At 63.6% G+C, this 23485-nt stretch carries 16 protein-coding genes; 13 read left to right on the forward strand and 3 right to left on the reverse strand.

Features of this window, described 5'->3' with window-relative positions; translation table 11 throughout:
* From V6M50_RS06400 to V6M50_RS06425, 6 genes are all read left to right on the forward strand, one after another.
* A partial coding sequence (locus V6M50_RS06400) for a VCBS domain-containing protein (RefSeq protein WP_332817724.1) occupies positions 1-2918 on the forward strand: 2918 nt, incomplete at its 5' end.
* Between the two features lie 27 nt (positions 2919-2945).
* Positions 2946-3689 carry an OmpA family protein gene (locus V6M50_RS06405; protein ID WP_332817725.1) on the forward strand — a complete coding sequence of 248 codons (744 nt, stop codon included), beginning with the start codon at positions 2946-2948 and terminating at the stop codon, positions 3687-3689.
* On the forward strand, positions 3689-5083 hold the full coding sequence (locus V6M50_RS06410; RefSeq protein WP_332817726.1) for a TolC family protein: 1395 nt from the start codon (positions 3689-3691) through the stop codon (positions 5081-5083). The genes V6M50_RS06405 and V6M50_RS06410 overlap by 1 nt, the downstream gene beginning before the upstream one ends.
* A 58-nt stretch (positions 5084-5141) precedes the next feature.
* Positions 5142-7268, forward strand: a complete 2127-nt coding sequence (locus V6M50_RS06415; protein ID WP_332817727.1) for a type I secretion system permease/ATPase — start codon at positions 5142-5144, stop codon at positions 7266-7268.
* Positions 7265-8362 carry a cell wall hydrolase gene (locus tag V6M50_RS06420; protein WP_332817728.1) on the forward strand — a complete coding sequence of 366 codons (1098 nt, stop codon included), beginning with the start codon at positions 7265-7267 and terminating at the stop codon, positions 8360-8362. Before V6M50_RS06415 ends, V6M50_RS06420 begins: the two co-directional genes overlap by 4 nt.
* Before the next feature lie 12 nt (positions 8363-8374).
* Positions 8375-9625 (forward strand): HlyD family type I secretion periplasmic adaptor subunit, encoded by a 1251-nt coding sequence (locus tag V6M50_RS06425; RefSeq protein ID WP_332817729.1) that lies wholly within the window; start codon positions 8375-8377, stop codon positions 9623-9625.
* Here V6M50_RS06425 and V6M50_RS06430 read toward each other — a convergent pair.
* Positions 9571-10680 carry a transglutaminase-like cysteine peptidase gene (locus V6M50_RS06430; protein ID WP_332817730.1) on the reverse strand — a complete coding sequence of 370 codons (1110 nt, stop codon included), beginning with the start codon at positions 10678-10680 and terminating at the stop codon, positions 9571-9573. The two genes, V6M50_RS06425 and V6M50_RS06430, sit on opposite strands and share 55 nt — an antisense overlap.
* Positions 10681-10963: 283 nt before the next feature.
* Here V6M50_RS06430 and V6M50_RS06435 point away from each other — a divergent pair, with 283 nt between their 5' ends.
* From V6M50_RS06435 to V6M50_RS06445, 3 genes are all read left to right on the forward strand, one after another.
* Positions 10964-12592 carry a hypothetical protein gene (locus tag V6M50_RS06435; RefSeq protein ID WP_332817731.1) on the forward strand — a complete coding sequence of 543 codons (1629 nt, stop codon included), beginning with the start codon at positions 10964-10966 and terminating at the stop codon, positions 12590-12592.
* A 93-nt stretch (positions 12593-12685) separates the two neighbouring features.
* Complete coding sequence (locus V6M50_RS06440; RefSeq protein WP_332817732.1) at positions 12686-13234, forward strand: hypothetical protein; 549 nt, start codon at positions 12686-12688, stop codon at positions 13232-13234.
* A 65-nt stretch (positions 13235-13299) separates the two neighbouring features.
* Positions 13300-14394, forward strand: coding sequence for an alpha/beta fold hydrolase (locus V6M50_RS06445; RefSeq protein WP_332817733.1), 1095 nt, complete (start codon positions 13300-13302; stop codon positions 14392-14394).
* A gap of 6 nt (positions 14395-14400) precedes the next feature.
* Here the strand turns inward: V6M50_RS06445 and V6M50_RS06450 are convergent, their stop codons facing one another.
* Together V6M50_RS06450 and V6M50_RS06455 are read right to left on the reverse strand one after the other, a co-directional pair.
* Entirely contained in the window at positions 14401-14874 is a 474-nt protein-coding gene (locus tag V6M50_RS06450; protein WP_332817734.1) for a YybH family protein, read from the reverse strand.
* An 11-nt stretch (positions 14875-14885) separates the two neighbouring features.
* A complete protein-coding gene (locus tag V6M50_RS06455) occupies positions 14886-16325 on the reverse strand; it encodes an amidohydrolase family protein (RefSeq protein ID WP_332817735.1) in 1440 nt (479 codons plus the stop codon).
* 136 nt (positions 16326-16461) lie between these two features.
* Between V6M50_RS06455 and V6M50_RS06460 the strand changes: the two genes are divergently transcribed.
* From V6M50_RS06460 to V6M50_RS06475, 4 genes are all read left to right on the forward strand, one after another.
* Positions 16462-16647 (forward strand): hypothetical protein, encoded by a 186-nt coding sequence (locus V6M50_RS06460; RefSeq protein WP_332817736.1) that lies wholly within the window; start codon positions 16462-16464, stop codon positions 16645-16647.
* A 169-nt stretch (positions 16648-16816) separates the two neighbouring features.
* Entirely contained in the window at positions 16817-19756 is a 2940-nt protein-coding gene (locus tag V6M50_RS06465) for a TonB-dependent receptor domain-containing protein (RefSeq protein WP_332817737.1), read from the forward strand.
* Between the two features lie 71 nt (positions 19757-19827).
* Positions 19828-21468, forward strand: a complete 1641-nt coding sequence (locus V6M50_RS06470) for an amidohydrolase family protein (RefSeq protein ID WP_332817738.1) — start codon at positions 19828-19830, stop codon at positions 21466-21468.
* A 28-nt stretch (positions 21469-21496) separates the two neighbouring features.
* Entirely contained in the window at positions 21497-23287 is a 1791-nt protein-coding gene (locus tag V6M50_RS06475; protein WP_332817739.1) for a DUF885 domain-containing protein, read from the forward strand.
* Positions 23288-23485: the final 198 nt, after the last annotated feature.

Genomic DNA, 23485 nt, shown 5'->3' on the forward strand with positions numbered 1-23485 from the left:
CGAACGGCGAGAACCCGGTCGATCCCTTCGCGGCGATCGGCTACACCATCACCGACGCCGACGGCTCGCCCGTCACCGGCAACACCCTCACCATCACCTTCGATGATGACGCGCCAACGGCGAGCGTCGACGGCGACAGCGTCACCGAAGATGGCCCGCTGACTGCCGACGGCAATGTCATCACGGGCATCGGCGGCGTTGACCTGAATGCGACCGACGGCGCTGCGGATGCGCTGGGCGCCGATGGAGCCACTGTCACCGGCGTGGTGCTTGGCGTGGCCGCCTCGGCCTCGGGCAATCTGGGCGCGCCGCTGGCCGGGGCTTATGGTTCGCTGACGCTGAACGCGGACGGCAGCTACAGCTATACGCTCGACAACACCCTCGTGGCCGTCCAGGGACTCGATACCGGGGAAATCCTGACCGACATCTTCACCTACACGCTGACCGATGGCGACGGCGATACCTCGACCACGACGCTGACGATCACGATCAACGGGGCCAACGATGCGCCGACGGTCACGAACAATGCCGTGTGGATGTCGAGCGACCCGGCGCAGCAGACCGCGACGACCCCGGCTTTCGCCGACGGCTATCCGCTCAACGTGGTTGTCCCGACCGACGTCGATGGCGACCCGCTGGTGGTGACCGCGACCAATACGGTGGCCGGGGTCTTCTATTTCAACGGGGCCACCTATGTCGCGGTGACGGCGGGCACCATCCTGTTCAGCACGACCGGTGGCGTCAACCTGCTCGACGACCTCGTCTACCGGCCGACGGCGACGGCGAACGACACCGTCAACCTGACGCTCAATCTCGGGGTCAACGACGGCACCACAAGCGTCACCCAGTCGGTCTTCATCCACGAGGTCGCCCCGACCCGGCTGCCCGGACAGAATGTCCAGATCGGCGACGGCAGCTCGCCGCTCACGTCGGGCAATGATCAGGTGCAGGCGTTCACGCTCAATGCGGACTTTGCCGCCGGCCTGCAAGGCAATCTCGGCATCGCAAGGCTGGAGGTCTTCACCGACTTCCAGCAGGCACCGTTCGACCTTCCCATTCCGGCTGGCGAGCGAAACCCCGGCACCTTTGCGACCAACAATGCGGGATCGGCACGCGAACGCGAGGTCCAGGTCGAAGTTCGCATCGGGACCAATCGCTTCGTCGTGATCGAAGACGACACGACGGCAGGAACCTTCGAGCAATCCTGGTTCTACGACGCGGCCACCGGGTTGATGAAGGCCAGCGTGTCTTATACCAGCATCTTCCTGCTCGACGGCGCGGGCAACGCGACCGCCACGACTTTGGCCGACTATCTGACCGCAAATCCGCCGATGGGCGGCGACAGCTGGACTGTCACCTATTTCGACAATAATGGCGGCAACTACCAGGCGCGCCTCGTCCGCTTCGAGTTCAAATATGACGATGCCGGCAATCCGGCGATCACGGTCAACGGTGACCCGGTGCTCGCCGACACCATTTACGGCACGTCGGGGAACGACACGCTGAACGGCAACGGCGGCAACGACATCATCTATGGCCGTGGCGGCAACGACACGATCAACGGCGGAGACGGTGACGACACGCTGTTCGGTAACGACGGCAATGACACGATCACCGGCGGCCCCGGCACCGATGCGATCGACGGCGGCGCCGGGACCAACATCATCACGCCACCGATCGCACTCGACCTGGACGGCGATGGCGTCGAGTTCCTCGACACCAGCGCGGGCGTTCGGTTCGATTTCGACGGCGATGGCGTCGCAGAGGACACGGCATGGGCAGCGCCGGACGACGGTCTTCTCGTCTATGACGTCAACGGCGATCGCAACGTAACAAGCGCGGCGGAACTGGTTCTCGCAAACTACGCCACGGGTGCGACAACCGACCTTGACGCGTTGCGGCTCGCTTTCGACACCAATGGCGATGGTATCTTCTCCGCCGCCGATGCCGAGTTCGCACGCTTTGGCGTGTGGCAGGACGCCAACAGCAATGGCGTGGTGGATGCCGGCGAGTTCCGGACCCTGGAAGAGGCGGGCATTGTCGCGATCAACCTGACATCGGACGGCAAGGCCTATACGGCGGCGTCGGGTGAAGTGCATGTCTCTGGCCAGACCAGCTATCAGCTGGCCGACGGGACGGTTCTTGCCGCAGCCGACGCAGCCTTTGCCACGAACAGCACAAAATCGCCGCTGATCGGCAGCGTGCGGACGCAAGACCGGCCCATGTCGGCGATGCCGATCACCGATGCGCTGGTGGCGGCCTCGCTGGTCGCGATCGTCGGCGGGACCGCACATATCGCACGGGTCGAACCCGAAGCGTTCACCGCGCTCGAAACCATCGCAGGCCCGCAGAGCCAGCCGGCCACGGCAACGATCTCGGGATCGACGCCGCCCTCGCTTGGCCTTGGTGACGACACGGCACCCCCGACAGCGGGTTCTACGGGCTCGGATCACTCCGCGAGTCTGGCTATCGAGGATCTGGCTTCCGCTAAACTGCCCATCGACGATCGGGCCGACTCCGGATGGCGGAGCGAAGACAGCGGCGATGCAGACGCTACCGGGTCCGAAGCCCTGTTCGACACGGTCGTGAATCCTGCTTCGGCGGATCAGGGATTGATGGATGGCCTGCTTGCGCTTCGCGCTCAGCCAACCCCGCAACCGGACGAGGAGGCGATTGCTGGCGGCGATGCCGCGGCAGAGGATCCGAGGGCGAGCACGATACTCGCCGACGTCCTGGAAAGCGGCGGCGTCGATCATCTGATCAATGCGATTGCCGGCGGCGAGCCGTCGCAGGTCGCGACCCGCGATACGCCGGCTTTCGATCTTGCACAATTCCTCGATCAGAAGCTGGTGCCGGATGTGGCGTTCCCCACCAGCCAGCCGCTGGAGCAGGACATGCACAATCTGGCGGCGGCCTGACCGGGCATTTCGGACGAACATCAAATAATGAATGAACGGGAGGGCGACACGATCATGGGACATCAACCGGCAAAATGGATGGCTGGAGCAGCGGCCGCATTGGCCTTTGCCCAGCCTGGCAGCGCATCAGCGCAGGCGCTCGTCGATCTACCGATCGACCAGCTACGAACCGAGGTTCGAACGCGCTATGATGCGGCACTGGCATTGACCACAGACAGGTCGGTGGTCGCCGCCAACAGCAATATCTATACTTGGGCTTCGGAAGCCAAGGTCCAGTGTGGCATCGCACAGGGTTTTCTGAAATCGGGCACCAAGGATGGCGAGAGCCTGCGACGGTGCGACTTCGCATATGGTATGATGACGCGCCGCACACCCGAGGCGCCGCTGGTTCCGCCCCCGCCGCCACCGACGGATAATTGCCCGCCTGTGATCGCGTCGACTTTCTTCTTCGACTGGGATTCGATTGTGGCACCGGCGGACGCCGGTCAGTCGGCAGCCTTCATGGCTGAAAACCGGACACGCTGCGGGTGGACCTCGTTCACCGTGGTCGGCCATACTGACCGTTCAGGCTCGGACGCCTATAACGACAAGCTGTCGGTCGCCCGCGCCCGCGTTATCGCCGACATGATGGGTGCCGCCGGCATTCCGGATACGGCAATCGCCGTGTCCGGCCGTGGCGAAAAGGATCTTCGTGTCCAGACACTCGATGGCGAACGAACGCCGGCCAATCGCCGCGTCGAAGTAAAAGTGAATGAAACGGGGGAACGCTGATGAAACCGCAATTGAAGTGGACCGGCTTTGCTTCGGCTATCGCCCTGTCCCTGTTCGCAAATTCGGCTTTGGCCGAACCCGTCACCATGCAGAACGCCATGGCGGTAGCGATCGATTCCAATCCGCAGATCAACCAGGCCGAAATGAACAAGCAGGCGATCGAGTTCGAGCTTGAGCAAGCCAAGGGTCTGTACCTGCCGCGCGTGACGCTCGAAATGTCCGCGGGGGTCCGTCGGCTCGAGAATGCGACGCGTCGCAATCTCGGAATCGCCAATGACGAACTATATCCGCTCGAGGCATCGCTGCGCGCCGAACAGACGCTCATCGATTTCGGACGGCGACGCGGCGAAAAACTGCGTCAGGCGGCCCGCGTCGACGGCGCGGCCCTGCGCGTCCTCGAACGATCCGAGTTCATCGCGTTGCAAACCTCACGACAGTATCTCGACATTCTGCTGCAACAGCGCATCGTCGCCGCTGCCGAAGACAATCTCACCTTCCACAGCAGCCTCGTTTCGGACCTGCAGAGCGGCGTGACCGCGGGTTCGATCAGCGTCGCCGACCTTCAGCAGGCTCAGGAACGCGCGAAGGCCGCAAGCGTCCGCGTGACGGAAGCCAGAGAGGCGTTGACCAATGCCAAGATCGAGCTGCTCGCGTTGAGCGGGCTGGAGGTCGACGAAGTCCAGATGCCGCCGACAATGGCGGAAAAGCTACCGGTCAGCATGAGCGAGGCAATCGGCCTGACGCGGTCGCGGCATCCGAAGGTTCTTGAGGCCCAAGCCGACGTCGACGCAGCCAACGCCGACGCCAAAAAAGCGAAAGGCGATTTTTTCCCTACCGTTGGCCTCGAGTTGAACGGCCGGATCGGCGATGACATCGACGGTTTCCAGGGCGAAACGAACGACCTGCTGGGCCGTGTCGTTCTGCGGTGGGATATTTTCGACGGCGGCATCAACCGCGCGAAATACCAGGAGATGGTACGCCGGGCGAGCGAAAGCCGGTTTCGGCTTCACGAAACCGAACGCAATGCCGAAGCCGATGTGCGTCGCGCATGGAACAGCCGCGAAACCCAGACGGCCGTTTTTCGCGACCTTGTCGAACAGAGCAAGGCAACCGACGAGCTTCTGATTTCCTATCGCGAGCAATTCTCGGTCGGCCGGCGTTCGTTGCTCGACGTGCTCGATGCCCAGAATACGCGGTTCAACGTCCAGGTAAGGGCCGAAACCGCACGCTTCTCGGAAACATTTGCAGCCTACCAGGTGCTGGCATCGACCAATAGCCTGCTCGAAGCATTCAATCTGACCGCACCGGAATCGCGCCGCGTTTATGCGCGCGAGAAAGTGAACTACGGCCCGCCGGCACCGGCAGAACTGCAACGGCGGCGGTACCCGCAATAATCGGGTGCAGGTTTGATTCTGAAAAGAAAATAATAAGATGGCAGAGGGTCAATCCTCGTTGAAGCGGGCAGAAAAGGAAAGCGCGGGCGATCCGCTGATCGCCTGCATCCTTTTTGTCGCGCAGCATTTCGGCCAGAGTTTTCAGCGCGGGGCGCTATCGGCGCTTGCCCGCGATGAAAAGGGTTTTCTTCCCTTTCACCAGGCCGAAGCGGCGCTCGACCTCTGTTTCATCAACAACGAGAGGCTCCACGGGCGCAAGGTCCGAAACCTTGTTCGCAGCCTTCCGGCCATCGTTCGCCAGAAAGACAAGGGCAGCGCGGTGCTGCTCGAAGCCAGCAACGACGAATATCTGGTCTGGGAATCCGGTCGGGACGCGCCGGTATGGGTCCACGAAGACGTTGTAGAAGAGGATTTCGCCGGGCAAGCCATCGCCGTGTCGGCCGACCCGACGGCGATCCGCGCCGAAGAGCGGCCGTGGGATGAAATAGCCAAACGCCACTGGTTCTGGAGCGAGATCCGGCGGATGCGCCGATCCTTCTACCCCGTGCTTGGCGCTGCATTGATGATCAACCTGCTCGCCTTTGCCCTGCCGCTCTTCACAATGAACGTCTATGATCGCGTCATCCCCAACAAGGCTGTGTCGAGCCTCTGGGTGCTCGCCGCCGGCGCGCTACTGGCTTTCGGGGTAGAGTTTGTGCTCCGTCTGGCACGTGCCACACTACTCGATGACCTCGGACGCGAACTCGACGTCAAGCTTTCGGAGAAGATCTTCTCCAAGGTCCTGAACATGCCGCTGTCGGATCGACGCGGCAGCACGGGCATGCTCGCACGACGGGTATCCGAATTCGAGGCGGTCCGGGATTTCTTCGCATCGACGACAATCGTGCTCCTGGTCGATGTCGTTTTCCTCGTGCTCTTCCTCATCATGATCGCCGTATTGGCAGGATGGCTGGCACTGGTGCCTCTACTGATCATCGTGGCAATGGGTTTCGCCGGCTATTTCCTGCAGCGCCGAATGGTGCAGGACTCGCTCGACAGTCAGGCCGACGCCAGCATCCAGCATGCAATGCTCGTCGAATCGATCGGCGGTGCCGAAACGGTCAAGAGCTGCGCTGCCGAGGGGCAAGTCCTCGGCCAATGGCGCCGGATCGTCGATGCTAGCGCACGCACGCAGGCCAGCCTGCGCCGAACCGGCGCTGCCGCGATCAATCTCGCCGCACTGGGTCAGCAGTTTTCCAGCCTGGGCCTGATAATCGGCGGCTTTTATCTTTTCGATGCCGGAAAGATTTCAATGGGTGCGATCATCGCGATCGTGATGCTGGCCGGACGATCGATGGCTCCCGTCGGCCAGCTTGCTTTTCTGATGACGCGCGGGCGCCAGGCACTGACGACCATGGCCAGTATCCAGCAAATGATCGAGGCCGACGACGAACGCCGCATGGGGAGCAGTGCGCTGAACCTGACGATCGACACGGGCAATGTCGTCGTCGAAGGCCTGTCCTTTACCTATCCGGGCGCCGCGGCGTCATCGCTGTCGGACATCAATTTGAAGATCGATGCCGGCGAACGGATCGCAATCGTCGGCCGCGTCGCGTCGGGCAAGTCGACGCTCGGGCGCCTGCTCTGTGGGCTTTACGCGCCCGATACGGGCAATATCTTCATCGACGGGCTCGACAGCCGCCAGCATTCGCCGATCTATCTGCGCTCGCAATTCCGTTTCGTCGGGCAGGATGCGGTACTGTTCAGCGGCTCAATCAAGCAGAATCTGCAATATTGCGCGCCATCGGCCACCGACGCAGAGCTGCTGGCTACCTTGCAGTCGATCGGCGCCGACCGGTTCATGGGCCGCGACGAAACCGGGCTCGACCGCGGCACCGGCGAACGCGGTGGTCAGCTTTCGGGCGGCCAGCGGGGCTTTCTCACCATCGCCCGCGCGCTCGCGTCGCCCTCGCGCCTGCTGTTCCTCGACGAACCGACCGGCGCGATGGATACGCAGAGCGAACGGCTCTTCATCACCGCGCTCGATGCTGCCGTCGCCAAATCGCAGACGGTAATCATCGCGACCCACCGCGAAGCCATTCTGCAAATGTGCGATCGCATCATCGTGATCGACGGCGGGCGGATCGTCGCCGATGGCCCGCGCGCCGAAGTGCTCGCGCGATCGACCAAGGAACCGACATCATGATCCCAGAACTCAACATCGGGCGCGATGGCGCCGCGGCAGCTGACGCGCCCTGGGCCGACCCCGAAGCGCTTGCGCAAGGGTCGGCGAAGAACCTCAAATATGTGTTGCTGGTCCTGGCGCTGGTCGCGGCCGCGATCCTGTTTGCGTCGACCAACGACCGTCTTTCGCGCGTCTTCGATAACCTGGTCACCAGCTGGACGACCGACCCGGCGGTAACCGCAAAAGCCGCGAAGCAAAAAGCGATCGCGAAACTGATTACCGAGACCGAGACCGACTCCGTCGTCCCGACCGCCGAGGGCGCCGATGCCGTCGCGCGCAACGCGCTGCTGCCGGTTTCGGCGCTGCCGGTCGAGGCGGCGCGGCCGTTCATCATGCCGACGCTGAGCATGGTTCAGGCGAGCAATGCGCAGCGCTGCCTGACGCAGGCGATCTATTATGAGGCGGCGACCGAATCCGACGCGGGCAAGGCCGCGGTCGCGCAGGTCATCCTCAACCGCATGCGCCACCCCGCCTATCCGAACACCGTCTGCGGCGTGATTTATCAGGGCAGCTCGCGCCCCGGTTGCCAGTTCAGTTTCGCCTGTGACGGCGCAATGAGCCGCCCGCCAGTGCCAGCACTGTGGCGCCGTTCGGCCGAGATCGCGCGTGCGGCGCTTTCGGGCCATGTCGAAACGGGCGTCGGCATGGCAACGCATTATCATGCCAATTATGTGCTGCCACGCTGGGCGCCCAAGCTGACCAAGATCGAGCAGATCGGCGCGCATATCTTCTATCGCTGGCCGGGCAATTGGGGGAAGCCAGGGGCCTTCTCCGACGCCTATGCCGGCACCGAATGGATCCCGGCGTTCAACCAGCTCTATCAGGGCGGTGCGAAAGCCGAAGGTCTGCCGGGCGAAATCGCCGTGGTCGACGCGGTCGCCATGGTTCGCGACCCGACCGACCGCCGCACCGACACCGATGTTGGCGGCCGGGTCGATGTGACCAAGGGCTGGGTTCCGAACATTCCAGACCCCACGCAAAGCAAATCGCGGTTCGACAGCTTGACGACCCAGCAAGGGGTGCAGGCCGCATCCGCGCTCCCGAGTGACGAATAGAGGCGCGTGTCCATGTTGAGATTCTGGCAGCGCTTGCGCGGTAGCGAACAAATCATGGTAGCGGCGGCGGCGGGCTTCGTCCTCTTCTTGCTGTGGGCGAGCATCGCGCGCGTTGATGAAGTGACGCGCGGTCAGGGCCGCGTCATACCCTCGTCGAAAGTCCAGATCATCCAATCAGCCGAGCCGTCGACGATCCGCGAAATCCTGGTGCGGTCGGGTCAGACGGTTAAGAAGGGTCAGTTGCTCGTACGCCTCGACAACACTTCGTCGCAGTCCGAGCTCGGCCAGCTCGAAACCGAAAATGAGCGGCTGGGACAGCGTGCCGCGCGCCTCGCCAGCGAAGGCGGCGGGGCGGGATGCACCGGCGAAAGCTGCGGCGACGAAATGCGGCTTGCCCAGGTGCGGCGCTCGTCGCTGCAAAGCCAGCTCGCCGCGCTGTCGGCCAGCGTCGAGCAGCGCCGCCGCGATATGGGTGAAGCGCAGGCCACCGCATCGTCGCTTGAAAGCAGCCTGCAGCTCGCGCGCGAACAGGTCGCGATGCTCGCGCCGCTCGCCGCCAAGGGCGTCGTCCCGCAGACCGAACTTCTGACCGCGCAGCGCGAGGTCGTCGATATCCAGGGCCGGCTCGCCGCGGCGCGCCAGGCGATTTCACGGTCGCAGGCCGCGGTGCGCGAGGCGGGCGCGGAAGTGTCGCGCGCGCGATTCGATTTCCAGCAGGAGGCGTTGAACGAGCGCAGCCAGCTGACGACCAAGATGGCGGTCAACGACGAGACGATCCGCGGGGCCGAGGGGCGGCTCGCACGATCCGAGATACGATCACCCACGCGCGGCGTCGTAAACGACCTGCTCGTCAATACGGTCGGCGGTTATGTGAATGCCGGCGAGCAGATCATGCAGGTCGTACCGCTTGGCGACAAACTGCTGGTCGAAACCCGTGTAACACCGCGAGATATCGCGTTCATCAAGGTCGGCGACCCCGCCAACGTCAAGGTGACCGCCTATGATTTCTCCATTTACGGCGGACTGAAAGGCAAGGTTGTTCGGGTGTCGGCCGACAGCATCTATGACGAGGTGGAACGACAGGCCTATTTCACCGTCGTGGTCGAAACGAGCAATTCATATTTGGTGTCGAACGGCCGTCGCCTTCCGATTACGCCGGGCATGCTCTGCGACGTCGAAATTGTGACGGGGAAGAAATCCGTCCTCAGCTATTTGCTGAAGCCGGTCTTGAAGGTGAGCAGCTCGGCATTGACCGAACGCTGATTGTTCAGCGCCAGCACGGCCGATTTTTGCGAGGCTGGCAGCGCAGCCAGGTTCGGTGAGGGCCGCTGGCCGCGATAAGCATGTACCCATCGCCGATTCTCGCTGAACGACAGGACCGGCCGAACAGAATTTGACTGGCTGCCATCATAGAGGCGGTCGGTCGTGTTATCGAGCACGACCTTCCCTGCCGCGGTTTGCACAAGCAGAAACGCATGGTCGCTGTTCGCCGCCAGATCGCGCAGCAAAACCAGCTTCATCCGGTCAGCACTCACGCCAGCCGCTTGCAGCAATTGCATCTTCAGAATCGCAAAATCCTCGCAGTCACCGCTTCCACGAGCGATCGTCTGCTCGGCCGTGGCCCAAAAATCGGCCCGCCGATAATTCCGGTCGTCATTCACATAGGCAATCTTGCGATTGACCCACTGATTGACGCGCGCCAGCAGATCCTGCTCCCCAAGGCTGGGTTCGGCATTGGCGCGGCGCAACTGTCCCTGCATAAGCGCCGCCGGAGCAGCGCGACGAACGCGATCCCAGCGATCATCGAAGCGCGTGCGTTTCACGGGAATCGCCCTGGTGCCAAGTTCTGCTGCGGGATCGCCTTCCGTACCCATCGCTTGAAAATGGTCGAATATCGACTGCAAAGGGCGGTTCCGGAATGCATCTTCCGCGTCGCATGATGGGGGGGACGAAATCGAAACGGGATTGCGGCCTGCCGGCTCAAGGGCAGCCTCGGCTGAACGGTCGCCGAATTTCGCTGGGATCAGCGTAGGAGCAGCAGGAACAAGCGAAGCGTCGGAGGCTCCGTTCTGCTGGGTGATCCGGATCAAATCAAGCGCACTCGGCGCACCGCCCAGGATCATGCGAGATCGATCGATCGAAACGACCGATGCACCGGGGAGCGCAGCCGCGCAGGTCACGGAATCGCGAAGCAGCATCTTGTTATTGAGCAATTTGGATGATGCTTGCGCCGATGACGCATGCGTTGCCGCTGCGATTGCGACCGCAATGAAAAGCCACCGCGACTCGCGAGCGACAAAATGGAATTTCTTCGCCATGTCGTTGCATTTGCTGCAGCGACATGAGGATTTGCTTCATAGTGATAGTAAACATCTCATTTAGCATGTTGAAACTTCGCCGACGGCAGTTCCTTCGGGCCGGGTCATTTAGGCCCTCGTGGAATTTTTCCCGTGGTTCACCCACGAAACGGTTTGGTTGGATTGATCGGATGTCCGGCGGACGGACGTTATAGAAAAGCAGATCGGCGATATTGCTTGAATGGTCGCGTTGTTTGCATGATGCTCGTCGTCAGGGTGATCCAATTCGGTTTGGGGGGCCGTAATGAAAGCCATTCTGCGTTATGCTGCGACGCTTCTCCTGCTCGGCACGGAGGTAGACATTGCCTCGTCTGCCATCGCGCAGGAGCAGGACCATCATCAACATGAGGCGGCCACCGCATTGGGGGACGTAAACTTTCCGGTCTCCTGTACGCCCGAGGCCCAGACCAAATTCAACGCGGTGGCTGCCCTGCTCTATTCCTTCTACTGGGAGGACATCGACGCCGCGGTCGCCGAAGTACTCGCAGCCGATCCAACATGCGCCATGGCGCATTGGGCAAAAGCCGTTGCAAGCCTCGACAATGCGCTGGGATCGCCGCCGACGCCCAGTCAAGAGAAGCAGGGATGGGAAGCTGTGCTGGCGGCCCGCCAATTGGGCGGCGGCAAGACGCCGCGCGAGCGCGACTATATCTCGGCCGTGGAGACCGTGTTCAAGGATCATGAGACCGTCCCGTTCGCCGAGCGTGCCAAATCTTATGAGAAGGCACTCGAACAACTCTCTCTTCGATATCCCGAAGACTCGGAAGCCGCGGTCCTCTATGCCTTCTGGCTTCAGGTCACCGCAGACAGAAACGATCAAAGCTATGCCCAGCAGCTGAAAAGTGCGCGAATTCTCGAGAAGATTTTCCAGCGTCAGCCCAATCACCCGGGCGCCGCACATTTCATCATCCACGCCTATGATTTTCCGACGATCGCCGGACATGGGTTGAATGCCGCCCGGCGCTATGCGGCGATCGCGCCGAATTCGCCGCATGCCCTGCACATGCCTTCGCATATCTTTTCACGTATCGGCCAATGGCAGGACTCGATCGACACGAATGCCCGTTCCTACGCAGCGTCGAAAGTGGATCGCGAAGCCTATCACGCGTTGGACTATCTGGTTTACGCCTCGCTTCAGCTCGCGCGCGATGCCGACGCGTTGGAATGGGCCGAGTTCGTCAACGCCGCGCCCAAGCCCGATGAGAATGCGCGCCAGATCGCTTATGCCGGTGCGGCCATTCCCGCACGGTACGCGCTCGAACGCGGAGATTGGGCGGCGGCGGCACAGCTCATATTACGGCCCGCGCGCGAGCAGTTCGACTGGGCCCGGTTTCCGGAAGGTGAAGCGGTCAACGCCTATGCTCGCGGCCTTGGCGCGGCGCGGCGCGGGGATGTGGCGGCGGCAAACACCCAGATCGCAAGGCTTGCCCGGTTGCGGGCGGCCATGGTCGCGCAAAAGAAGGATTATTGGGTCGAGCAGGCGGACATCCAGACCGGCGCGATTGCGGCCTGGGCGGCGCACGCCGAGGGGCGCAATGTCGACGCGCTACGGCTGATGCATGAAACCGCCGATCGGGAGGACAAGACCGAGGAGCATATCATGATGCCCGGCCGCGTGATTCCCGTCCGCGAGATGTTGGGGGAATTGCTGCTCGCTCTCAAGCAGCCGACAAAAGCACTCGTCGCGTTCGAACAGTCATTGACCAACGACCCCAATCGCTTTCGGAATATCTATGGTGCTGCGCGCGCGGCCGAGCTTTCAGGCGACCGTACGAAGGCCGACGGATATTATGGGCAGCTACTCGCTCAGGTTGGAGCCGCGTCGCGCCGACCGGAAGTCGAACATGCGAAAGCCGTGCTCGCCAAGCACTGAACGGCTCCCGTAAAGGTCGCCGACTTCCTCGGCGGCGGGGGCTATGATGGTGCGGATCATGGCTTTCGTTCAATCGTCACCACCAGCGCCAGCATGATGCTCCTGAAACCCATAATCCCTCCCGTCGAGGCGCCGCTGCTGATCAAGGCGCGCTCCTCGCCCGGGCTGAAGGTGCCGTCGAGCCTTGCCTCATCGCTGGTCGAGCGCGCGTACCAGAGCCGCGAGGTCAGCTATTTCCTCCAAGCCGCCCGAAACGCAAAGCTTCGACCTCTATCACGATTATACCGAGACGCGGCCAGGCGTCGGCACCTATGTCAACATCGTCCGTCCTGGCAGCAGCGCGTCGAAGCCGTCGGCGCGCAATCTCGACAAAGGCGCTCCGCTGCGCTGGGAGATAGCGATCCTCAAGGTCAGCCCGTCCGAAAGGGCGAGAGCGCGCGGCTGCGCTTTTCCGAGGCCTATACCGACCCCGAACGCTACGGTGTCGCGGGCGACGAACTCGTCTGGCACCGCTCGTTCGGACGGCCGCTCAACACTGTCGTCCTCCCCGCGGGCTGGGTGCTGACCGACAGCTCGATCCCCGCGACGGTCAAACAGACCGGCGACGGGCGCGCCCGGCTGGAATATATCAACCCAGATTGACGTGATCATCACGGCGCGGCAACGCCCGCAGTGAAGGGCGAATGGCGTCCTGAAGGGAGAGACACATGACGTTCCTGACCCTGGCCCTGCTGGCCATGCAGCCGGTCGCACCCGCTGCGGTTCCGCCCGCGCCGGCCGCCCCGCTGGCGAGCAAATGGCCAACCCGGGAAGGCGACGTCACGATTGGCGATTTCCGGTTCCGGACGGGCGAGATCATGCCGGCGGTCCGACTGCACTACACGACCCTGGGCACGCCGCATCGGGACGCGAAGGGCGAGATCGACAATGCGGTGATGGTGCTCCACGGCACCGGCGGCAGCGGCAGGCAGTTCCTGCAGCCGCAGTTCGCCGACGAGCTGTACGGGCCGGGGCAGCCGCTCGACATCAAGCGTTATTTCATCATCCTGCCCGACAATATCGGTCACGGCGCGTCGTCGAAGCCGAGCGACGGGCTGCGGATGAAATTCCCGCGATATGATTATGACGATATGGTCGAGCTGCAGCACCGCATGCTGACCGAGGGGCTCGGCATCAAGAAGCTGCGCCTGATCATGGGCACGTCGATGGGCTGCATGCACGGCTTTATCTGGGGCGAGACCTATCCCGATTTTGCGAAGGCGCTGATGCCGATGGCGTGTCAGCCGGTGCAGATCGCGGGGCAGAACCGGATGTGGCGCCAGTTGCTGGTCGATGCGATCAAGGCCGACCCCGCGTGGCTGGACGGCGAGTATAAGAGCCAGCCGGTGCAGGGGCTGCGCACCGCGGCGTCGCTGTCGATCGTCGCGGGCGGCGCGCCGCTCAACCTCCAGAAAAACTATCCCGAGCGCGATGCGGCGGCCGCCTTCGCGCGCCAGCGCGTCGCGGCCGATGTGGCGAGCCGCGACGCCAACGACATGATCTATCAGTTCGAATCGTCGCGGACCTATAATCCCTGGCCGAAGCTCGAGGCGATCACCGCGCCGATGACATGGATCAATTCGGCCGACGATTTCATCAACCCGCGGGGCCTCCCTTATCCCGAGCAGGCGGTGAAGCGGATGCCGAACGCGCGCTTCCGGCTGGTGCCCGAGAGTGACGAAACGCGCGGCCACGGGACGCACACATGGGCGGTCAACTGGAAGGCCGACCTGATCGATCTGATCGCGCGCAGCGGCGGCTAAGACGCGCTACTTAGCGGCAGACGCCACCGCCGGGTCGTAGGACGAGACATGGTTCATCGCGATCACCCAGCGGCCGCCCACTTTGCGGAACAGGCGGGTGTTGATCCCCTCCTGCGACCGCTCGGGCCGCGCGAGATTATAGTGGCTGATGAGCAGCGCTGCGTCGGGCGCCAATATATCGATCGTGATGTCATAGAAATGGAGCGTGCCGCGCCGTTCGGGTGAGCCGCCATAATCGCGGACATAATGGTCGAGCGTACCCTGCCACCCATCCTGGATCTTGCCGCCCGAGACGAAGGTCACGCCGGGGTTCCAGAAGCCCGCCATATAGCCGGTAAAATCGCTGCGGTTCCACGCGGCCTCCATATCGGCGACGACCTTCAGGATCGCAGCCTTCTCCGCTGCATCGTCGGCGCGGACCGGCACGGTGGTGCCGAACAGCAGCAGCGCCGCCAGCAGCAGCCTCATCCATTTGGCCATCACTCTCTCCTTCAGGGCTTGCGCAGGAACAGCGGATGTTCGGGCAGCGCCGCGCGATCGACAAGCTTCCCTCCCGCGATCACCACCTCGACCTTCTCGATATTGCGGATGTCGGCAAGCGGGTCGGCCGATAATAGCACGAGGTCGGCGATCTTTCCGGGTTCGATCGTGCCGAGGTCGGCGCTCATGCCCGCGGCGGCCGCACCATGTTTCGTGCCCGCGACGATCGCCTCCATCGGGGTCATGCCGACTTCGACCAGACCCTCGATCGCGCGGATCGTGCCGATCCCCGGCTCAGCCTCGTCACCCTTGGGCACGCGGCGGAATTCGGGCGCGTCGCCGTAAAAGCTGTCGGTCGCGGGGGTCACGCGGCACCCCGCCTTGATCAGCCGCTCGGCGTTGCGGCGCTGCACATCCTGATTATCGTCCATCATTTCGAGCCGCCGCCAGCGTTCGGCGCTGGTCGTCGCGGGCGGCATCTTCGCGATCTTCGCCTCCTGTTCGGCACGCTTGGCGAGATGCTTCTTGCGATAGTCGCCGGTGATATAATTGGACCGGATCCCGCAAAGCACGCCCTTCTTGACGATCAGCGCGATCAGCTCGTCGGGCAGGTCGCGACTTGTCAGTTCGGGATGCTGGATCAGGTCGATCCCCGCCTCGACCGCGAGCGTCAGCCCTTCCGAACTGGTGGCGTGGGTTTCGACCAGCTTGCCGCGCCTGTGCGCTTCCTCGACGATCACGGCCTGCTGGCGCGGCGAAAAGCCGATCAGCGACGGGCGGAGGAAATGGCTGGTGCCGCCATATTTGATGAAGTCGACCCCCTTGTCGAGATAGCGGTTCATCGCGATCCGCAACTCCTCGGGGGTCATGTCCATGATCTCCTCGCCCATGTCTTGCGCGAGCAGGTCGTTCCACTGCTCCTGGAACAGCGACAGGTCCGAATCCTTGGTGAGCGAAAAGGTCAGCGAGAAGGGACCGCCCCAGCCGAGGATGTTGCCCGCCGCCTTGATCCGCGCGCCGACCACCTCGCCGCGGGCGATCCGGTCGCGGACGATCAGGATCGGCGGCAGCACGCCATAGCTGTCGCGCAGCGTCGTCACGCCATAGGTCAGCGCGCGCTGTGCGAATTCGAGCGCGAGTTCCTCGCCGCGATCGGCATATTTGAGCGACGTATCGCGGCGCGCCGGCTGGCCATAGACCGAGACATGGACATTGCTGTCGATGAAACCCGGCAGCAGATAGCGCCCACGCCCGTCGATGATCTTGGCATCGGTCACGCGGCCCCCGCCCCTGACGATCGAAACGATCCGTCCGCCTTCGATGTGGACGGTCATGCCCCGCTTTGGCCCGGCGCCCGTGCCGTCGATCACCGTGACCCCGGTGATCGCGATCCGGTTGCTGGCGGGCGTCTCGGCGCGAGTCGCCGTCGAGGCGAAAAGCGCGGGAATCATCAGAAATATGCTCAAAAAAGCGGTTCTAAGACAGTTTGTTGCGGTCAAGCGGGCCTCCCGGGAAACTTGTGGCATTGACTCTTGGAAGATTGAGTATATCGTATTTCGTATACAGTAATAGCAAAAAGGGGCGCCGATGCTGTACCGCCTGGATTTCGCGACGCTTGGCGACACCGCCATTGCGCAGGCGGCGTTTCGCGCGTCGCCGTCGACCCGCGACTTCATCGATCACTGCCCCGCGCATGACGAAGGAAGCAACTTCGCCATGAAGCCACGCCCGCTCGGTCCGCAGCGGGCGAGGGCGCCAACCGCTCCGACATGATGGCCGTTCAGCCGGCCGGTTCGCCGCGCGAAATATCGCGCCCGTCCCGGCTCGAAAAAGGGGGCTGATCGGCAGCCGGAAGAAGAGTGCAGGAGAAACGACGTCGCCCGCCCACCGGCGGGTATCGAAATCAACGACAGGCCAAAGGCCGAATACAGGGAGTTTCCACATGTCATATGATCGAACCATTCGTCCGCAGACCCGTTTCCGCCGCGTGCTTCTTGCCACCAGCCTGTTGTCCACCGTCCTGCTACCCGCCGCCGCTGCGGCGCAGGATGTCGCGGTCGACGAAGCCGCCGAGAAGCCGACCGACATCGTCGTCACCGGATCGCGCCTGCAACGCACCGACCTGACCGCCCCCAGCCCGATCACGATCGTGGGGCAGGAAGATATCCAGCTGTCGGGCAACCTGACCCTCGAAAAGACGATGAACGAGTTCCCGCAGCTCGCCTCGGGCAACACCTCTACCGTCAACAACGGCGGCGGCGCCGGCGTGCTGACGGCGAACCTGCGCGGCCTCGGCGAAACCCGGACGCTGACTCTGGTCAACGGCCGCCGCTTCATTCCTGCCAATTCGAACGGCTCGGTCGACCTCACCAGCATCCCCGACGCGCTGATCAAGCGGGTCGAGGTGATCACCGGCGGCGCTTCGGCCGTCTATGGCTCCGACGCGATCGCCGGCGCCGTCAACTTCATCCTCGACGATAGTTTCGAAGGGCTTCAGGCGTCCGCGCAGGTCGGCATTACCGACCGCGGCGATGCCGCATCGAAGAAGATCGACCTCACCTTCGGCGCCGATCTGGGCGGCGGGCGCGGCAATGTCGCCATCTCGGGCGCCTGGGCCCGGCAGGACCCGATCACCCAGGCGGACCGCCCGTTCGGCAGGGTGCCGCTCGCCGAGATCAACGGCGCGCTGGTCTATTCGGGATCGGGCAACATCCCGGGCACGCGCGTGCCGCTCAGCCAGGCGCAGCGCAACGCGCTCGTCGGGGTCAACCTGACCCCGACCGGCCCCTGCACGTCGATCACCGGCATCCGCTTTGGCCAGGGCGGCACGGTGCGTCCCTATTGCCAGCCCGAAGACACCTATAACTATGCGCCATTCAACCTGCTCCAGCGCCCGCTCGAGCGCATCAACTTCTCGGCGCTGGCGCATTACGACGTCACCGATAACATAACCGCCTACGCCGAAGCCTTCTTCGTCAATGCGCGGAACAATTCGAAACTGGCCCCCGACAGCTTCGCGCCGGTGACGCCCGGCGCCCCGTCCTCGACGCTGCTCGTGCCCAACTATGCGACCAGCGCCAGCCTTTCGCCGGCCGTACGCGACTTCTTCGTGAACAACCGCGCGACCTTCGATCCCGATGGCGACGGCACCGCGGCGGTGGTCGGCGGCGGTCGCCGCGCCGACGAACTTGGCACGCGCGACAGCTTCTTCGAACGGCAATCCTATGCCATCACCACCGGGCTGCGCGGCGATTTCGACATCGGCAAGCAGAATTGGCGCTGGGACGTCTTCTACCAATATCTGCGCAACCGTACCGACACCCGCGCCGAAGGCGTGATCAACCAAACGCGCCTCAGCCTAGGTCTCGATTCGATCGTCAACGGCCAAGGACAGATCGTCTGCCGGTCGGGCGTCCCCGGCTGCGTCCCCGTCTCGATCTTCGGCATCGGTTCGATCACGCCGCAGGCGGGCGTTTATCTGACGCCGACGCGCGCGAGCAACGATATTTTCGAGCGCCAGGTCGCCGGCGCCTCGCTGAGCGGTACTTTGTTCGACCTTCCCGCCGGCCCCGTCGCGGTCGCGGTCGGCGTCGAATATCGCAAGGACAGCTATGAGTTCACGCCGAGCGCGATGGACATCAACAAGGAATATGGGGCGGCATCAACCAACGCGCTGGCCGGATCGTTCGACGTCAAGGAAATATTCGGCGAAATCCGTATCCCGATCCTTTCGGACACCCCCTTCTTCGATACGCTCGCGATCGAGGGTGCGGCGCGCTATTCGGACTATTCGACCGTCGGCGGCGTCTTTACCTGGAAGGCGGGCGGCGAATGGGCGCCGGTCAGCTGGGTCCGCATCCGCGGCGCCTATAACCGCGCGATCCGCGCGCCGAACATCAACGAGCTGTTTTCGGCGGTGGGCCAGGGCTTCACCGGCGGCACCGATCCGTGCGCGCGCCCGAATCTGACCGGCGCCGATCCGCGCAGCCAGGCGCTTCGCGATTTCTGCGTCGCGCAAGGCGTCCCCAGCGGGGATATCGCGAATTTCACGCAAGCGACGCTGGGGCTGACGCAGGAAACGGGCGGTAATCCCAATCTGGTCGAGGAAAAATCAAAGACCTATACGATCGGCGCCGTGATCTCGCCGCCGTTCATCCCGCGCCTCAATATCACCGTCGACTATTTCAACGTCGAGGTGAAGGGCGCGATCACGACGATCAACGCGCAGCAGACGCTGAACGATTGCTACACCGGCCTCAACGCCACCAGCCCGACCTGCCTGTCGGTGTTCCGCCTGGCGAGCGGCCAGATCGACTATGTCCGTACCAACCAGAATAATATCGGTGCGCTCAAGGTCCGCGGCCTCGACGTCCAAGGCGATTATACCCTCCCGCTTCCCGCCGTGCTGGAAGTCGGCGGGGAAGCCGCCACCCTGCGCCTGCAGGGGGTCGCGAGCTGGCTGTTCGAACGGTCGACGCAGGTGCTCAGCACCGTCGCGCCGCAGGACTGCGCGGGTTTCTATGGCGCGGGCTGTTCGTCGGGGTCGGGCGGTTTCATCATCCCCGACTTCAAGCTGAACCTGAGCGCAGCCTATAGCAGCGGCCCGATCAGCATCCGCGGCCAGGCCCGGATGATCGGGGGCCTCAAGGCATTCCCGACGGTGACCACGATCGTGAAGTCGGCCCCGGCGACCTGGTATTTCGACCTGACGAGCAGTTTCGAAATCAACGACAATTTCACCTTCTTCGCCGGCGTCGACAATCTGCTCGACAAAATGCCGCCGATCCTCGGCACGACCTTCGTCGGCGACGCCAATGTCGACGTGTCGCTCTATGACACGCTCGGCCGGCGCTATTTCGCCGGTGTCCGGATGAAGTTCTGAGGATCGCCCCGGCCGGCGGAGTATCCCTGCTCCGCCGGCCTTCTTTTTCTGCTTATTGAAGGCCGGATTCCATGACGTTCAAGCCGCGCCGTATCGCCGCCCTGCTGGCGGCCGCTTCCCTATTCGCAGCCCCGCTTGTCGCAGCCGCGCCCGCGCCTTCAGGCCAAGCGGCCGTCGATGTCATCCCGGCGCGTACCGAGGGCATCGGTCCTTTCAAGCGCGTCGTGCTGCGCAATGTCATCATGATCGACGGCACCGGCGCGCCCGCGCAGGGCCCGGTCGACATCGTGATCGAGAATGACCGCGTCGCACAGATCAAGTCGATCGGCGTCCCCGGCGCGATCGATCCCGCCGAGCGCGCCGCGCCGGGCGACCATGAAATCGATCTCACCGGCTATACTGTCATGCCGGGCTTCGTCGACGCGCACGTCCACCTCCATTCGCTCAGCGACGCGCAGGGCGTTCCGTCGGACTATATCCTCAAGCTCTGGATGGCGCACGGCATCACCTCGGTCCGCGACCTCGGCAGCGGCCACCCGATCGAATGGCTGGTCGACATCAAGAAGCGCAGCGAACGCAACGAGATCGTCGCGCCGCGCATCGACATCTATCCGATGTTCCACCAGATTCGCGGGCCGGTGAACGATGTCCCCACGGCGCGCGCGGCCATCCAGGAGGCCAAGAAACGCGGCGCCGACGGGGTCAAGTTCATCGGCGGGGCGCCCGAGGATGTCCTCTACGCCGCGATCGACGAGACGAAGAAGCTGGGGCTGCACAGCACGATGCACCACGCGCAGCAACTCGTCGCCTATGCCAATGTCGTGAACACGTCGGAGGCCGGGCTCGAAAGCATGGAGCATTGGTACGGGCTGCCCGAGGCGATGTTCACCGACAAGCGCATCCAGGCCTTCCCCACCGACTTCATCAACAACGACGAACAGATGCGCTTTGGCGAAGCCGGGAAGCTGTGGGCGCAAACCGCCGAGCCCGGGTCGGAGGCGTGGAACAAGGTGATGGACGTGTTGCTCGAGCGCAAGTTCGTGCTCGATCCAACCTTCACCGCTTATCTCACCAGCCGCGATTTCATGCGGATGAGCCGCGCGAGCTGGCACGACGAATATACGATGCCGGCGCTCTGGGACTTCTACCGCCCGAGCCGCGTCAACCACGGCGCCTATTGGTTCGACTGGACCACCGAGCACGAGATGGCGTGGAAGGACAATTACCGCCGCTGGATGCGTTTCGTGAACGATTACAAGAATCGCGGCGGCCGCGTCACCCTCGGCAGCGACGCCGGCTATATCTATAACCTCTACGGCTTCGGCTATATCCAGGAGATGGAGCTGATGCGCGAGGCGGGTTTCAGCCCGCTCGAGGTGATCCACGCCGCGACGCAGCAGGGCGCGCGGCTGCTTGGTCATGACGATCAGGTCGGGACGGTCCGCGTCGGACGCAAGGCCGACCTTGTTGTCGTGAAGGGCAACCCGATCGCGAATCTCAAGCTGCTGTTCGGCACCGGGACGGTGAAGCTGAACGATGCGACGGGCAAGGTCGAGCGTGTCGGCGGCATCGCCTACACGATCAAGGACGGCATCATCTACGACGCGGCAAAGCTGCGCGCCGAGGTTCGCGACATGGTGGCGAAATCGAAGGCCGAACGCGGTTTGCCGCCCGGCCCGATGGTGATCGAAAATGCCGACGCCGCGAACTGACGCTGACGATGGGCAAAGGGAGATGAACATGAACGGAGTTTCGGTGGCGCGCACGCTCGCACTGGCGCTGGCGGCTTTCGCCGGCCAGGCGGCGATCGCACAGGTGCCCACGTCGGGCAGCGCGGATGCGCGGCTGAAGGCGCTGTACGAACGCGAATGGGACTGGCGCCAGCAACAGGGGCTGCGCAGCGGTCGCGGCGGCGAAGGCGACGGCCCGACGCATCTGCCCCAGGTCGATGCGGCAACGCAGCAGGCGCGGCTCGCCTATTGGACGAAGGCGCTCGCCGAACTCGACGCGGTCCCGGAGGGCCAGCTGTCGCCCGAGGAAAAGATCAATGCCGCGGTGTTCCGCCAGTCGATCGAGACGATGGCGAACGACATCAAATACAAGACCTATGAGGCGCCGTTCAACGCCGACACCTTCTTCTGGTCGGGACTCAATCCGCGCAGCGGTGGTTTCGCGACCGCGCAGGCGTATCGCAACTATATCGCCCGGATGCGCGACATCCCGCGCTTCTTCGACGAGCAGACCGCCAATATGCGCGCCGGCCTTGCGCGCGGCTTCACCGTGCCGCAGATCGCGGTGCAGGGTCGCGACGTGACGATCAAGCCGTACCTGCCCGCCGACCAGACCAACAGCTTCTACGACGCGTTCAAGGAAATGCCCTCGACGATCCCGGCGGCCGAACAGGCGGCGCTGCGCGCCGAGGGCGAGCAGGTGATCCGCGAGACGGTCGCCCCCGCCTATGCCAGGCTCTACGCGTTCATCCGCGACGACTATATGAAGAAGGCGCGCACCACGCTGGCGGGGGAGAAGCAACCCGATGGCCCCGCCTTCTATCAGGCGCAGATCAAGGGTTTCACGACGCTCGACCTGACGCCCGAGCAGATCCACCAGATGGGTCTCAAGGAAGTCGCGCGGATCCGGGCCGAGATGGAGCAGGTGAAAGCCAGTACCGGTTTCAAGGGCGACATGCCCGCTTTCCTCAAGTTCCTGCGCACCGATCCGCAATTCTATCCCAAAACGGCGTACGAGCTGCTCGCCAAATCCTCCTATGTGGCGAAGCGGATGGATGCGAAACTTCCCGAGACGATCGGCTTCCTGCCGCGACGGCGCTTTGCGATCCTGCCGGTGCCGCCGGCGCTGGCGCCGATCTATACCGGCGGGCGCGGCGGCCTCGAAAGCTGCATGATGAACACCTATGACCTGCCGTCGCGCCCGCTCTACACGCTGACCGCGCTCACCATCCACGAATGCAACCCGGGGCACAGTTTCCAGTCGGCGGTCGCGCAGGAAGCGACGCGCCGTCCGGCGTTCCGCCGCGCCACCGGCTTTTCGGGCTATGGCGAGGGCTGGGCGCTCTATTGGGAATGGATGGGCAGCAAGCTCGGCATGTACGAGACGCCGTACGAGGATTTCGGCCGCCTCTCCTACGAGATGTGGCGCGCGTCGCGGCTGGTGATCGACACCGGCATCCACCATTATGGCTGGAGCCGCGAGCAGGCGCAGCAATATCTGCGCGACCACACCGCGCTTTCGGAGCATGAGATCACGACCGAGATCGACCGCTATATCGCGTGGCCGGGACAGGCGCTGGCCTACAAGCTTGGCGAGATGCTGATCCGCCGCAAGCGCGCCGAGGCCGAAGCGGCGCTGGGCGAGAAATTCGACCAGCGCCATTTCCACGACGCGATCCTCGCGCTGGGTTCGGTGCCGCTGCCGGTGCTCGAAGCACGGCTCGACCAGTTTATCGCCGATGGCGGGGTCAACCCGCCGGGGTTCAACCCCGCGCTGCCGGAGGTTGTGAGCGCGCCGTAGAGAATTTCCGAGATCCTGACGACTGGGGCGGCCGTAGCGATACGGTCGCCCTCTTTTTTGGGTTATTGGATGTCTGCTTTGGGGTGGGAAGCGGACGGTCCTTATTCGTCATCCCGGGCTTGACCCGGGACCCGCCTTCCTTCTTCCCAACCGAGAAAAGACAAGGCAGGCCCCGGGTCAAGCCCGGGGTGACGAGAA

Source organism: Sphingopyxis sp., from assembly GCF_036675685.1.
GTDB lineage: Bacteria > Pseudomonadota > Alphaproteobacteria > Sphingomonadales > Sphingomonadaceae > Sphingopyxis.